Here is a 13,686-nt window from a genome sequence, read left to right on the forward strand (position 1 = left end):
ATGATCCGCGAGCCGATCGAACGGCCCTAGGATGTCGGACGGCGAGCTGGACGAGGCGTTCGAGCTCGGCAGGACGTGCGCGCTGGCCGCCGAGTGCGGCAGGGACCTGCGCCGCTGCGCCCAGATGTACGGTGCCCTGTTCCCGCCCGCGGCCTTCGACGGCGAGCTGTACGACTCCCTGACCCTCGGCATGGCCTTCAGCTCCCCCTGGGCCACCGCCGACCGCCTGAAGGTCGTCAACCGGGCGGCCCTGTGGGTTCTGGCCGTCGCCCGGCTCGTCGACCACACCGCGACCACCCGTGAGCAGGTCAACCGCCTGACCCGCGAATGCCTGTCCGTCGCCGACGGCGCCGTGCCCCGCTCGGCGGTCACCCGTTTCCTGGCCGACCTGCGCGACGAGCTGGGCACCGTCAAGGAGTTCGACGACCTGCGGTGGCTCTGGCGCGACCAGCTCGCCAGGATGCTGGCGGGCATGGGCAGGGCCTGGGTGTGGCGGGACACGCAGGCCGCGCCCACGCTGGCCCGCTACCTCGACAACGCCGACAGCCGCGGCTCCTGCTTCGTGGACCTGTCGCACTGGATCTACACGGCCGACGACTGGTCGAAGGCCCACCTGGAGGACCTGCGCGCCGTCAGCCGGCACGTGCAGCGCTACCTGCACCTGCTCGGCGACGTGGCGTCGTACCGCAGGGACATGAGCTGGGGCGACCTGAACATCCTGGCGCTCGGTGTCAGCCGCGCCGAGGTGCGGGACGCGATGGCCGAGCTGGCGCGCGAGGCGTACCGGCTCATCGAGCCGGTACGCGAGCGCAGCCCCCGCACGGCCTCCTACCTGCGCAGACAGATCGGATTCAACGCCGGGTTCAACGGCATTTCGGACCGCGGGCAGCCGGCGTAAGGACTGTCGGATCTCCTGACAATGGAACGTGACTCTTGCCTGGTGAGAGCGGCGACACTGGGACTGCGGTCCACAAAGCGTGAGATTTTGTTTCTTGTAAAATATTGCGGCTTGAGTGGAAAATGTGGCGTTGCTATGGTGTCTCGATGCTAGGCATGTGGAGCGGCCTACTCAACACACCTTGACAGGTACCACTGACCACGGCACCTCAGGGCGGGGTCGCGCATGCGCGGGAGATGTACGGGCGGTGCTGGATGGAATTCGGTCGCTCTGACCGTTGGCGGCTACCGACGGCGATCAAGATTTTGATCGCCGGGGGGTTCGGCGCGGGCAAGACCACCATGGTGAGCTCGGTCTCCGAGACCAGGCCCCTGCGCACCGAGGAGGCGCTCACCCAGATCGGGACGCACGTCGACGACCTGTCCGGCGTCGAGAGGAAGCTCACCACCACCGTGGCCATGGACTTCGGCCGCATCACCATCCGCGACGACTACATGCTCTACCTGTTCGGCACCCCGGGCCAGGAGCGGTTCTGGTTCGTGTGGGACGAGCTCGCCATGGGCGCGCTGGGCGCCGTGGTGCTGGCCGACACCCGCCGCCTGGACGACTGCTTCCCGTCCGTCGACTACTTCGAGAAGCGCGACCAGCCGTTCGTCGTGGCGCTCAACTGCTTCGAAGGCACCCAGCCCTTCACCGTCGGCGAGGTGCGCTCGGCGCTCGGCCTGGAGGCGGACATTCCCATCGTGCGCTGCGACGCCCGCAGGCGCGACTCCGGCAGAGAGGTCCTCATCACGCTGGTGGAGCACGCGATGCGCAGAGGTGTCTCCCCGGTCGGGACCATGTCGTGACCATGAGCGGCTACCTTTGACCGATGGAGGAGATCGACCGCCGGATCGTGACGCTGCTGGCCCGTGACGGCCGCATGAGCTTCACCGACCTGGCCAGGGAGACCGGGCTCTCGGTCTCGGCGGTGCACCAGCGGGTGCGCCGCCTGGAAAAGCGCGGCGTCGTACGCGGATACGCCGCGATCGTCGACCACGACGCTATCGGGCTGCCGCTGACCGCGTTCGTGTCGATCAAGCCGATCGACCCCGCCGCGCCCGACGACGCCCCCGAGCGGCTGGCCCATCTGGCGGCCATCGAGGCGTGCCACAGCGTGGCCGGGGACGAGAGCTACATCCTCAAGGTGCGGGTGGCCTCCCCGGTGGCGCTGGAGGACCTGCTGCAGCAGATCCGCGCCTCGGCCAACGTCTCCACGCGCACCACGGTCGTGCTGAGCACGCCGTACGAGCACCGCGCGCCCGACGTGGCCAGCGAGCCCGCCGCCAGCCAAGACGGCCACGCCTGACCTCAGCCCGCCGGCCCCTGGCCGGCCTGCCGATCTCCAGGACACGGGCGGTGTCCTGAGGCACCACACCCCCGACGAAATCTCTTACAAAGTGCGGACAGAACGTGCGGCGACCACCCGGCGAGCACGCGGTAGTGCGACGCTGACGACCATGACCGCCGCACCACATCCGCACGTCAGCCCATGAGCCACCACCCACCGCAGACCGACGCGCCCCGCCGTACGACGGGCGGCACGGCCCGGGCGGCCGTGCGGGAGCGGGTGGCGCGGCGCCGGGCGAGCCTGGCGGCGGCGCTGCTGGCCGCGCAGGTGACCGTCCTCGCCGTCGTCTTCTCCACGGCCCCGGACGGCCTGTTCTGGTGGTACGGCGCCGCCTGGGCGCTGTTCGCCGCCGCGGTGTGGGCGCTGCGCGGCGTGCCGGGGCCGACGGCGGGCCGGCTGGTGCTGGCCGGGAGCCTGGCCGTGATCGCCACCGGCCTGCTGGGCCCGCCGGGCACCAGCACGGACTCCTTCCGGTACGCCTGGGACGGCCGCGTCCAGTCGGCCGGCATATCCCCGTACGACCACCCCCCGGCCGACCCCGCCGTCGCCCACCTCCGCGACCCCTGGCTCTTCCCGGACTGCGCTCAAGGGCACTTCTATCCGATCGAGGGGGCGTGCACGAGGATCAACAGGTCCACCGTGCACACGATCTACCCGCCGCTCGCGGAGGCGTACTTCCTGCTGGTGGACCGGCTCTCGCCCGGCGGTGCGCGGCACAAGCCGCTGCAGGTCTCCGGCGCGCTGCTGGCCGCGGGCACCACGGCCGCCCTGCTGCTCCTGCTGCGCAGACGCGACGTCCGCCAGGCCGCGTACTGGGCCTGGTGCCCGGTCGTCCCGATGGAGGCGGTGAACAACGCCCACGTCGACATGCTCGCCGTGGCTGCCATGGTCCTCGCCTTCGGCGCGGCCCGCGCGATCGGCAAGCAGGTCGCGCCGGGGATGCCGCCCGGGCGGGGCGGGCTGCTCGGGCAGGGAGCGCTGCTCGGTGCGGCGGTCGCGGTCAAGCTCGTGCCCGCCGTGGTGGTGCCCGGGGCGGTCTCGGGGGCGCTGTCGAGCGTGCGGGCGGCCCGGCGCGCGCTCTGGACGCTGGTCCCGGCCGTCCTGGTCGTCGTCCTCGCGTACCTGCCTTACGTGCTCGCCTCGCGGGGGTCCGTGCTCGGCTACCTGTTCGGCTACGTGGCCGAGGAGGGTTACGACGAGGCGGGGGCGCGCGATCGATACGCGTTGTTGCGGTGGCTGCTGCCCGATTCCTGGGCGTTGCCGGCCGCCCTGGCCATCCTCGCCGCCGTCCTGTTCCACGTCCTCAGGCGCGGCGACCCCGAACGCCCGTGGCGCGGGGCGCTCCTGCTGACCGGTACGGCCTTCCTCGTCCTCACCCCAGGCTTCTCCTGGTACGCGCTGCTGATCGTCGCCCTGGTCGCCCTCGACGGCCGCTGGGAGTGGCTCGGCATCGCCCTGGCGAGCGCGGCCGCGTACCTGACCTCCGCCGGCACCGTCGCCTACGCCCTGGCCGCCGTCGCCGTCGTCACGGGCTTCTGGCTGCGGCGGCCCGGAACCGTACGGGCGCGGGGTCAGGGCGTCGCCGACGGCTCGTAGCGGGCGCGCAGGCGGTCCTTGGCTGCCTCCGCGGCGCCGAGGTGCTCCAGGCCGAGCAGCGCCGCGCCCATGACCGGCGGCGCGTCGGCCACCACGAGCTTGGCCCGCGGAGCCCGGAGCGCGAACGCCGCGTCCAGCAGCGACGTCATCAGCGGATCCCTGGCCGTCAGCAGCCCGCCGCCCAGCACCACCTCCGCCGGCGTCTCCAGCAGGTCCAGGCGGCGCAGGCACACCTCGGCCATGACCGCCACCTCCTCCGCCTGCCGTTCGACCAGCGACCTGGCCACCGCGTCCCCGGCCGCCGCCATCGCGAACACGCCGGGCGTCAGCTCGTGCAGGCGTCCCTCGTCCAGACGGCCGAAGTGCAGCTCCAGCACCAGCTCCTCGACGGTCCGCGTGCCGAAGTGGGACGTGACCAGACCGGCCAGGGCGGTCGGAGCGCCCCGGCCGTCCTCGGCGCGGATCGCGTGCCACAAAGCCTCCTCGGCCACTCCGTGGCCGCCGCCCCAGTCTCCGCTGACGCGGCCGAGCGCGGGGAAGCGGGCCACCGCGCCGGTGGGGGAGACGCCGACCGCGTTGATGCCCGCCCCGCACACGACCGCCACACCCCACGGGGCGGACGCGCCGGCCCGGAGCAGTGCGAACGTGTCGTTGCGGACCACGACGTCCGCGCCGAAGCCCCGGGCCGTGAACTCCCGGGCGAGCGCCTCCTCCTCGATGGGCAGATCCGCCCCCGCCAGGCACGCCGACACATGGTCGAAGCCCTCCACGGGCAGTGCCGCCACCGCGGCCTCGACCACGCTCACCGCCGCCGCCACTCCGTCCCGCTGCGGGACGAACGGGCCCGAGCGGCCCGTCGCGACCACCTCGCCGTCCTCCGACACCAGCGCCACGTCCGTCTTGCTGTTGCCGCCGTCCACGGCCAGAACGAGCCGGGAGCGCGCCGCCCGCCCGCCGTCCCCGGTGGAGCGCGCCACTAGCGCACCGTCCACGGAAGGTGCTCGCGGCCGGCCTCCAGCAGCAGGCCCGTCAGCTCCTCGGCGAGCTCGTCCTGCCCGATCAGCGGGTGGGCGAGCAGTGCGTCGCGTACGCGGTCCGCGCCGCCGCGCACCGCCGCGTCCAGGGCGAGCGTCTCGTACGCGGACACGTTCGCGATCAGCCCGGCGTACAGCGGCTCGACGGCGGGCACCGGCAGCGGCACCGCCTCGCCGGCCCCCACGGTCGCGGGCACCTCGATGACCGCCTCGTCGCCGAGGAACGGCAGTGTGCCGGCGTTGCGGACGTTCACCACCTGGGTGTCGCCCCGATCGCCGAGCAGCGAGGCGATCAGCGCCACAGCCGCCTCCGAGTAGAACGCCCCGCCCCGCTTGGCCAGCAGCTCCGGCTTGGTCACCAGGGAGGGGTCGGCGTACATGTCCAGCAGCCGCGCCTCCATCTCCGCCACCTCGGCCGCCCGCGACGGCTTCGTGCGCTGCTCGCGCACCACCGCGTCGTGCGCGTAGAAGTAGCGAAGGTAGTAGGACGGCACGACGCCGAGCCGCTCCAGCAGCCCCAGCCGCAGGCCGACGCTGTCGGCGATCTCCTGGCCGTGCCCGGCGAGCAGGGCGGGCAGCACGTCCTCGCCGTCCAGGTAGACGGCCCGCTCCCAGGACAGGTGGTTGAGCCCGACGTGGCCGAGCGAGACCCGCCCGGGGTCGGCGCCGAGCCAGGCGGCGAAGCGGCGCTGGAACCCGATCGCCACATTGCACAGCCCGATCGCCCGGTGCCCGGCGTCGAGCAGCGCCCGGGTGACGATGCCGACCGGGTTGGTGAAGTCGACGATCCAGGCGTCCGGGGCGTGCTCGCGTACCGTCTCGGCGATCTCGAGGACGAGCGGGACGGTGCGCAGCGCCTTGGCCAGCCCGCCCGCGCCCGTCGTCTCCTGCCCCACGCAGCCGCACCGCAGCGGGACCGTCTCGTCCAGCTCGCGCGTGGCCTGGCCGCCCACTCTGAGCTGGAACAGCACCACGTCCGCCCCCGAGACGCCCTCCGCGACCGAGGACGTGGCCAGCAGCCGCGCCGGGTGCCGGGCGTGCGCCAGCATCCGCCGCGACACCCCCGCGACCAGGCCGAGCCGCGTGGCGTTGGGGTCTATCAAGGCGATCTCCGACACCGGCAGTTCGTCGCGCAGCCGCGCGAACCCGTCGATCAGCTCCGGCGTGTACGTCGAGCCGCCCCCGACCACGGCGAGTTTCAACCCTTCACTCCTGTCAAGGTAACGCCCTCGATGAAGACTCTCTGGGCGAGGAAGAACACGATGATCACCGGTGCCGTCACCAGCAGGGTGGCGGCCATGGTGAGGTTCCACTGCACGCTGTGGAACGCCTTGAACGTCGCCAGGCCGAGCGACAGCGTCAGATCCTCCTGCTCGACGCCGGCGTACAGCAGCGGCCCGTAGTAATCGTTCCAGCAGTAGAAGAACTGGAACAGGGCCACGGCGGCGATCGCCGGCCGCGCCATCGGCAGCACCACCCTGACCAGGGTCTTGACGTCGGAGCAGCCGTCCACCTTGGCGGCGTCGGTGTAGTCGCGCGGGATCGTGACCAGGAACTGGCGCAGCAGGAAGATGGAGAACGCGTCGCCGAGCAGCAGCGGCAGGATCAGCGGCCACAGGCTGTCGGTCAGCCCAAGCCGGGCCCACACCAGGTAGATCGGCACCGCGACGACCTGCGGCGGGAGCATCATCGCGGTGATCACCACCAGGAACGCCAGCCGCCGCCCCCGGAACCGGAACCTGGCCAGCGCGTAGGCCACCGGCACCGACGACACCACGGTGAACAGGGTACCGAGGGCCGCGTACATCAGCGTGTTGCCCGCCCACCGCAGCAGCCGCGACTTCTCGAACACCACGGCGAAGTTGTCCCAGTTCCAGGTCTGCGGCCACAGCTCGCTGGTCAGCGCCTGCTCGTCGGTCATCAGCGCGGTCAGCGCGATGAACACCACGGGCGCCAGGAACATCAGCGCCAGCGCGATGGCCAGGGCGTGGGTGGCGATCCAGACGAGCACGCGCCGCCTGCGCACCCTGGCGCCGTCCCGCCGCGCGTGCCGTGCGACGGCCGGCTGCGGCGGAGCGGTGATCGTGGCGCTCATGAGCCCTCCTCGGCCCGGCGGAACTGCCGGAGCAGGATCAACGTGAAGATCATCGAGGTGCCGAACAGCAGCAGCGCGAGCACGGACGCGTACCCCATGGAGTAGTCGCGGAAGCCGACCTGGAACAGCCACTGCGGCAGCGTGAGCAGCGACTCGTCCGGGTAGCCGGGGAAGAAGGAGCTGCCGGCCGAGTCGGTCACGCCCGAGGCGACGCGGGAGGCGACCATCGCCTGGGAGAAGTACTGCAGGGCGTAGATGACGTTCGTGACCAGGGCGAACATCAGCACCGGGGCGATCATCGGCAGGGTCACGCTGCGGAACTGCCGCCAGGGGCCCGCGCCGTCGATGGCGGCGGCCTCGTACAGGTGCCTGGGCACGTCGAGCAGGGCCGCCATGAAGATCACCATGAGCTGGCCGGAGCCCCACAGCGACAGCATCGTCAGGCTCGGCTTGGACCACGCCGGGTCGCCGAACCAGTCGGGCCCATGGACGCCGAACAGGGCGAGGACCTGGTTCACCGGACCGGTGCCCGGGTTGAGCAGGAACACGAACGTGATCGTGCCCGCGGTCATCGGCACCAGCGACGGCAGGTAGAAGACCGTCCGCAGGAGCCCGCCGCCGGCCTTGAGCCTGATCACCAGCTGCGCCAGCGCGAGCGAGAACAGCACGGTCGCCGGGACCATGAAGACCACCAGCCACAGCGTGTTCTTCGCCGAGGTCGCCACCCTGGGGTCCTGCAGCAGGTAGCGGTAGTTGTCGAGGCCGGCGAACTCGAGGGTGTACAGGTCGTAGCGGTGGAAGGAGAAGTACACCGTGGACAGCAGCGGGTAGACGAAGAAGATCGACACGCCGGCGATCCACGGCGACAGCCAGACGAGGGCGCGCAGGCCCTCGCCGCGCCGCCATCGCGGCGGCGCGGCGGGGATGGAGGTCACATCATCCTCCGGACAGCTTCAGCTTGTCGTTGATCTGCTTGTCGACGCCCTTCAGCCCGGTGTCCAGGTCCGGTACGGAGCCCTTCTCCCACTTGGCGACGAAGGTGGCGAGGGCCTCCTGGTTGAAGACGCTGTTCACGCTGGCGGGCACCGTCGAGGTCTTCGGATGGGCGAAGATCTCCAGGAACGTCGTGAACTTGTCGTCCTTGGTCAGGTCGGGCGACTCCATCGACGCCTTCGTCGTGGGGACGTTGCGCAGCGCGTTCGACAGCGTCACCAGCGAGCCGGTGTCCATGGTCAGGTGCTTGATCAGCTCCCAGGCGTGCTGCGGGTGCTTGGCGCCCTTCGGCACGCCGATCACGGTGCCGGCGGTGAAGCCGCTGCCGTACAGGTCGGGCTTGTCGTCGGCGACGGGCAGGGGAGCGGTGCCGTAGTCAAGTCCCTCGGCCTCGTTGGCGATCATGGCGTTGCGCCACTCGCCGTCCAGCACCATGGCCACCTTGCCCTGGTGGAAGGGGTGCTCGGCGCTCCACTCGTCGCCCAGGCTCTTGCGGAACTTCTCCAGCTTGTCGTAGCCGTACCAGTCGACCAGCTCCTTCTGCCACTGCAGCAGTTGCTTCCAGGCCGGGTCGGAGCCGATGGCCGAGGTGCCGTCGTCGTTGTACCACTTGGCGCCCACCATGGGGGCGAGGTGGCTGGGGCTGTTCTCGTAGTACTGGACACTCGGGATGAAGCCGGCGACCTTGATCTCGCCCTTCGCGTCGCGGACCGTGAGCTTCTTGGCCAGCTCCGCCAGCTCGGTCAGCGTCTTGGGCGGCTCGTTGCCCTTCATCAGGGCCTTGTTGTAATAGAGGCCGTACGCGTCGGCGAGCAACGGCAGCGTGCACTGCTTGCCGCCGAAGGCCGTGTAGGAACGCGCCACCGCCGGGAGCACCGACATGTCGATGCCGTCCTGTTCGATGACCGGGGTGAGGTCCTGGAACGATCCCGACTTGCACCATTGGGCGACGTTGTCCGTGGTGAACGAGGCCGCCACGTCGGGCGCGTTGCCACCGCGGACGGCCTGGGTGATCTGGTCGTCCTGGATGCCCTTGGTGGCCTTGACGGTGATCTGCGGGAACTTCTTGTTGAAGCCCGCGATGGCCTCCTCGAACGCCTTGACCTCGGCGTCGGTGGAGAAGCCGTGCCACAGCTCGAGCGTGGCGGCGGGCAGGGCCTGCGAGGCGGATCCTGAGGGTTTGGGCTGGGCGCCGAGCGACGGCCCGGCCTCCTTGCCTGCGGTGCAGGCGGTCAGCGCGAGAGCCGCGGCGACCGCCAGGGGGACGAAGCGCACGGGGGGTGCCTCCTGCCAGGGTTCATGAGGGAATGGTTGAGCTGAAGACCTCATCGCGCGCGGTGTCGAGGGCGAGGTCGAGGGCGCCGGCCAGGACCGGGTTGCCCTCCACGTTCGACAGGCGCACGCGGGGCCGCGGGATGGTGAGCGCGTGCAGCTCGTGCTCGACCAGCTCGCGCAGCGTTTCGCCGCCCGACAGCACGACGCCCCCGGTCAGCACGATCAGGCCGGGATCGATGACGGAGGTGATGGCGGCCAGGCCGATGGCCAGGCGGGCGGCGATGTCGCGCAGCCCGGCCCTGGCGTCGTCGGCCCGCTGGCCGGTGCCTTCCGCCGCGCGCACCGCGTTCGCGATCGCCTGGCGGAAGTCGCCGCCGCGCACGCCGTACGAGCGCAGCAGCTTGAGCACGTACGGGCCGCCGGCGAGCGCCTGGTAGCCGTGGTTGGCGTAGCGGCCGGCCTCACGAGCCGTCGGCGCGCCAGGGGTCGGCATGTAGCCCACCTCGCCCGCGCCGCCGGTCGCGCCCCGGTGCATCCGCCCGCCCAGCACGATGGCCGAGCCGATGCCCTCGTCCGCCCACAGCAGCACGAAGTCCCGGCTGTCCTGGGCGGCGCCGTGGGCCTGCTCGGCCAGCGCGACGAGGTTGACGTTGTTCTCGACGTCCACCGGCACGCCCAGCCCGGCGCTGAGCGTGGGCACCAGGTCGGCGATCTGCCAGCCCGGTACGTCCTTGGCGGCGGCGTATCCGAGCCGGCCGGTGGACGGGTCGATCGCGGCCTGTACGCCGATCACGACCCGGCGCAGCTTGTCGGGCGGGTTCGCGCCCAGCAGCGCGGCGTTGAGCCGGTCCACCAGCTCGCCGTGGGGCCGGCGCGGCGTCGGCAGCGTGTGCTCGCCCACGATCGCGCCGGTGATGTCGGCCACCTTGGCCTCGATCCGGTCGGGGGTGACATCGAGCGCGCCCACGTACGCGGCCGCCGGGTTGATCCGGTAGACCTCCGCCGTGCGCCCGGGCAGGCCCTCCCTGATGCCGTCGAGCACCACCAGCCCCGCCTCCTGCAGCCGGGCGAGCAGCTGGGAGGCCGTCGGCTTGGACAGGCCGGTGAGCGCGCCGATCTCCGGGCGGGTCAGCGGTCCGCGGTCGAGGAGTGCCTGCAAGGCCGCGCGATCGTTGATGGCGCGTAGCAGACTGGGGGTCCCCGGCACCGGACCGCTCACGATGGCTCCTTTTCCCGAAGTTAGGAAACTTTCCTAACTCGGGATGACCATAAAGAGGCCCGGTGGAGATGGTCAAGGGGTGAAACGAAGACGTAACCGAATGCTGGGAGAGGGGAAAGAGCGTCGGAGTGCCTCGACAGGCATGCTAATGTCGTCATTTGTCGTAACAACAAGCAGAATGGCCCGGAGCGTCTCATTAACCACATTAACGGTCAGGCGGCAACTCGTCAAACCGAGCTCGCCAGAGAGCAGGCGTACGTCACCCGCCTCTATGACCGCCTCGACACGCTGCGTGAGCGTACCCAGCACCAGCTCAAGGAGGTCCTGGCCGCCGGCGCAGTCGGCACGATGCAGAACAGGTCCGAGCGTGACACGTTCGCCGACATGTACGCCTCCCGGCTCGCCCGGCTGTGGGCGGTCGAGCGCGGCCTGGCTTTCGGCCGGCTGGATCACGTCGAGGAGGGTCGGCTGTACATCGGCAAGCTCGGCCTCAGCGACGACGACCAGCGGCGGCTGCTCATCGACTGGCGCGCACCGGTGGCGCAGCCGTTCTACCGCGCCACCCCGGCCGTCCCGATGGGCGTGACCAGGCGCCGCCACCTGCAGACCAAGGGCCGCGCGGTCGTCGGCGTCGACGACGACCTGCTCGACCTCGACTCCCTCACCGACGACGACCGCGCCACGCTCAACGGCGAGGCCGCGCTGCTGGCCGCGCTCGACGAGCGGCGCACCGGCCGCATGCGCGACATCGTGGCCACCATCCAGTCCGAGCAGGACCGCGTCATCCGCAGCGACCTGAACGGCGTCCTGGTCGTCCAGGGCGGCCCCGGCACCGGCAAGACGGTCGTGGCCCTGCACCGCGCCGCCTACCTGCTCTACACGCACCGGGAGCGGCTGGAGCGCCGCGGCGTGCTCATCCTCGGTCCCAACCTCACGTTCCTGCGCTACATCGAGCAGGTCCTGCCCTCGCTCGGCGAGACCGACGTGCTGCTGTCCACGGTCGGGGAGCTGTACCCCGGGGTGACCGCCACCGTCAGGGAGCGGCCCGAGGTGGCCGCGCTCAAGGGCGACCTGCGGATGGCCGAGGTGATCGCCAAGGCCGTACGCGACCGGCAGAAGGTGCCGCGCAAGCCCATCGAGCTCACCCTCGGCCGCATCACGCTCACCATCGACGGTTCCATGCTGGAGGCCGGGAGGAACAAAGCCGCCCGCACACGCCGCCCGCACAACCAGGCCCGCGCCGTGTTCGTCAGGTCGCTGCTCAACGCGCTGGCCAGGCAGCAGGCCCGCAAGATCGGCAAGGGCCTGATCGACGACGACGAGCTGGCCGACCTGCGGGAGGAGCTGCGTACCGAGCCGGTGGTCAAGTCGGCGCTCAACCGGCTGTGGCCGTATCTGACGCCGCAGCGGCTGCTGCTCGGACTGTACGGCTCCGCGGAGCGCCTCGGCTACGCGGGCTCTGCCCTCACCCCCGAGGAGCGGTCGCTCCTGCGCCGCGACGGCGGGGAGTGGACCGAATCGGACGTGCCGCTGCTGGACGAGGCGGCCGAGCTGCTCGGCGAGATCGACGAGCAGGTGCTGCGCGCCAGCGCGCTGCAGGCGGAGGAGGAGCTCGCCGCCGCCCGGCAGGCCGAGGAGCGCGACCGCGAGGCCGAGCTGTCCTACGCCCGCGAGGTCCTGGAACTGACGGGCCTGTCCGACGTGATGGACGCCGAACGCCTCGCCGAACGCCACCGCGGCGAGGGCCCCTACCTCACCACCGCCGAACGCGCCGCCGCCGACCGCACCTGGGCCTACGGGCACGTCATCGTGGACGAGGCGCAGGAGCTGTCGCCGATGGCCTGGCGGGTGGTCATGCGGCGCTGCCCGACGCGCTCGATGACGATCGTCGGCGACATCGCGCAGACCGGCTCGGCGGCCGGGGCCCGCTCGTGGGCGGGGGTGCTCGACCCGTACGTGGCCGGGCGCTGGCGCCAGGAGCGGCTCACCGTCAACTATCGCACGCCGGTGGAGCTGATGGCGGTGGCCGCCCGCGTGCTGGCCACCATCGACCCCGCCCTGGAGGCGCCCACCTCCGTGCGCGAGCTGGGCGCCGAACCGTGGTCGGCGCCGCTGTCGGCGCTGCCCGAGCTGGCCAAGGCCGAGGTCGGCGAGGGCGGCAAGGTCGCCGTGGTGGTGCCGGACGAGCTGCTGCCGTCGCTGGGCGCCGAGGTGGCGGCGGCCGTGGCGGGCACTGTGGTGGTCGCGTCCGGGGCCGGGCGGGCCAGGGGCGCGGAGGCTCTCGACGCGCCGGTGGCCGTCATGGGGGTGGCCGACGCGAAGGGGCTGGAGTTCGACTCGGTGATCGTGGCCGAACCCGACCTCATCGCCGCCCAGTCGCCACGCGGGCCCAGCGACCTGTATGTTGCCCTGACCCGCGCGACGCAACGGCTCGGCGTCGTCCACGAGCGGCCGCTTTCGCAGGCTCTGCAGGGCTTGCCAAGCCGTTCGACGGCACCCGGCAATGGGCTTTGATCTGCTTTGCGGCAGCAGGTCATGCATGTCCTACCTGCGGAAACTTGATGTTTCTGCTGATCGGGACACGGTTGACATCTGAGGTGGAGTCGGTAGTTTGCTGCGCAGTCCAGCACGGGACTTGGCCGGTTGGCCGTCTCTGACATCGCCGGATCCTGCGTCCGTGACGGAGCGTGGCTTCGTCCACACAGCCAGGTGCAGGGCCGTCGGTCCGTCGAGTCGGGGCACCCCAACCGGGCGGGGGGTTGGACCCGGGACGGGTCCGGGAGCCCAGTAGACAACGGAATTCCGAGCTCGCCGCCGACGAGACGGGTCCGGTCCGAAGGGTTTCCGGGCCCTCTTCCCGCTCTCGTGCGCAGGACCGCCAGTGCGCCGGGTGGTCCCGTCGGTCGCGGGATCACCCTGCCGCCTGTTTTTTTGCCGCGGAGCGCCGAATTTCTTTGATCTTCCTGGGCCCGCGCTGGCCTGAGTGCGGCCGTGGGGCGGTAGCGTTTTCGCAAGCAGGCGTTCGATGGTGGCGAGGAGATCCCGGAGTGGTTCAGGACAAATCGAGCCTACCGCCCATAACCGGGCATGGCTCGAACCCGGCGAATGGGGCTCTGCCGGGCGTTCCCGACGCTCTTACGGGCGTTCCCGATGCGCTGTCAGCCCCTCCCACCGCCCCCGCGACTC

At 71.3% G+C, this 13,686-nt stretch carries 11 protein-coding genes; 5 read left to right on the plus strand and 6 right to left on the minus strand.

The window, feature by feature from the left end; genetic code table 11:
• Positions 1 to 31: 31 nt before the first annotated feature.
• The 4 genes from EJK15_RS49405 to EJK15_RS49420 all read left to right on the plus strand — a co-directional run bounded on the left by EJK15_RS49405 (position 32) and on the right by EJK15_RS49420 (position 3,884).
• Positions 32 to 898, plus strand: coding sequence for a terpene synthase family protein (locus EJK15_RS49405; protein ID WP_138717406.1), 867 nt, complete (start codon positions 32 to 34; stop codon positions 896 to 898).
• 254 nt (positions 899 to 1,152) lie between these two features.
• Positions 1,153 to 1,746 (plus strand): GTP-binding protein, encoded by a 594-nt coding sequence (locus EJK15_RS49410; protein WP_138717407.1) that lies wholly within the window; start codon positions 1,153 to 1,155, stop codon positions 1,744 to 1,746.
• Between the two features lie 23 nt (positions 1,747 to 1,769).
• Positions 1,770 to 2,246, plus strand: a complete 477-nt coding sequence (locus tag EJK15_RS49415) for an Lrp/AsnC family transcriptional regulator (protein ID WP_138717408.1) — start codon at positions 1,770 to 1,772, stop codon at positions 2,244 to 2,246.
• A gap of 183 nt (positions 2,247 to 2,429) precedes the next feature.
• Complete coding sequence (locus EJK15_RS49420; RefSeq protein ID WP_138717409.1) at positions 2,430 to 3,884, plus strand: glycosyltransferase 87 family protein; 1,455 nt, start codon at positions 2,430 to 2,432, stop codon at positions 3,882 to 3,884.
• On the opposite strand, the gene EJK15_RS49425 is transcribed toward EJK15_RS49420, so the two are convergent.
• Genes EJK15_RS49425 through EJK15_RS49450 form a run of 6 tightly spaced genes read right to left on the minus strand, consistent with a single transcriptional unit; the run spans position 3,860 to position 10,500 of the window.
• On the minus strand, positions 3,860 to 4,876 hold the full coding sequence (locus EJK15_RS49425; protein WP_240777709.1) for an N-acetylglucosamine kinase: 1,017 nt from the start codon (positions 4,874 to 4,876) through the stop codon (positions 3,860 to 3,862). The two genes, EJK15_RS49420 and EJK15_RS49425, sit on opposite strands and share 25 nt — an antisense overlap.
• Positions 4,861 to 6,120 carry a 6-phospho-beta-glucosidase gene (locus EJK15_RS49430; protein WP_138717411.1) on the minus strand — a complete coding sequence of 420 codons (1,260 nt, stop codon included), beginning with the start codon at positions 6,118 to 6,120 and terminating at the stop codon, positions 4,861 to 4,863. The genes EJK15_RS49425 and EJK15_RS49430 overlap by 16 nt, the downstream gene beginning before the upstream one ends.
• On the minus strand, positions 6,117 to 7,013 hold the full coding sequence (locus EJK15_RS49435; protein ID WP_138717412.1) for a carbohydrate ABC transporter permease: 897 nt from the start codon (positions 7,011 to 7,013) through the stop codon (positions 6,117 to 6,119). Before EJK15_RS49435 ends, EJK15_RS49430 begins: the two co-directional genes overlap by 4 nt.
• On the minus strand, positions 7,010 to 7,948 hold the full coding sequence (locus tag EJK15_RS49440; RefSeq protein WP_138717413.1) for a carbohydrate ABC transporter permease: 939 nt from the start codon (positions 7,946 to 7,948) through the stop codon (positions 7,010 to 7,012). The genes EJK15_RS49435 and EJK15_RS49440 overlap by 4 nt, the downstream gene beginning before the upstream one ends.
• Position 7,949: 1 nt before the next feature.
• Positions 7,950 to 9,281, minus strand: coding sequence for an ABC transporter substrate-binding protein (locus EJK15_RS49445; RefSeq protein WP_138717414.1), 1,332 nt, complete (start codon positions 9,279 to 9,281; stop codon positions 7,950 to 7,952).
• Positions 9,282 to 9,303: 22 nt separating this feature from the next.
• Entirely contained in the window at positions 9,304 to 10,500 is a 1,197-nt protein-coding gene (locus EJK15_RS49450; RefSeq protein ID WP_138717415.1) for an ROK family transcriptional regulator, read from the minus strand.
• Between the two features lie 348 nt (positions 10,501 to 10,848).
• On the opposite strand from EJK15_RS49450, the gene EJK15_RS49455 reads away from it, so the two are divergent.
• Positions 10,849 to 13,014 carry a HelD family protein gene (locus EJK15_RS49455; RefSeq protein WP_240777710.1) on the plus strand — a complete coding sequence of 722 codons (2,166 nt, stop codon included), beginning with the start codon at positions 10,849 to 10,851 and terminating at the stop codon, positions 13,012 to 13,014.
• Positions 13,015 to 13,686: the final 672 nt, after the last annotated feature.

Origin of the sequence: Nonomuraea basaltis (genome assembly GCF_005893125.1) — a bacterium.
In the GTDB taxonomy this organism is placed as follows: domain Bacteria; phylum Actinomycetota; class Actinomycetes; order Streptosporangiales; family Streptosporangiaceae; genus Nonomuraea; species Nonomuraea basaltis.

Bases quoted from the DNA above. Each gene is read 5' to 3' on its own strand.
- EJK15_RS49405 (WP_138717406.1), top strand. From the start codon at position 32: ATGTCGGACGGCGAGCTGGACGAGGCGTTCGAGCTCGGCAGGACGTGC.
- EJK15_RS49410 (WP_138717407.1), top strand. From the start codon at position 1,153: ATGGAATTCGGTCGCTCTGACCGTTGGCGGCTACCGACGGCGATCAAG.
- EJK15_RS49415 (WP_138717408.1), top strand. From the start codon at position 1,770: ATGGAGGAGATCGACCGCCGGATCGTGACGCTGCTGGCCCGTGACGGC.
- EJK15_RS49420 (WP_138717409.1), top strand. From the start codon at position 2,430: ATGAGCCACCACCCACCGCAGACCGACGCGCCCCGCCGTACGACGGGC.
- EJK15_RS49435 (WP_138717412.1), bottom strand. From the start codon at position 7,013: ATGAGCGCCACGATCACCGCTCCGCCGCAGCCGGCCGTCGCACGGCAC.
- EJK15_RS49455 (WP_240777710.1), top strand. From the start codon at position 10,849: ATGCAGAACAGGTCCGAGCGTGACACGTTCGCCGACATGTACGCCTCC.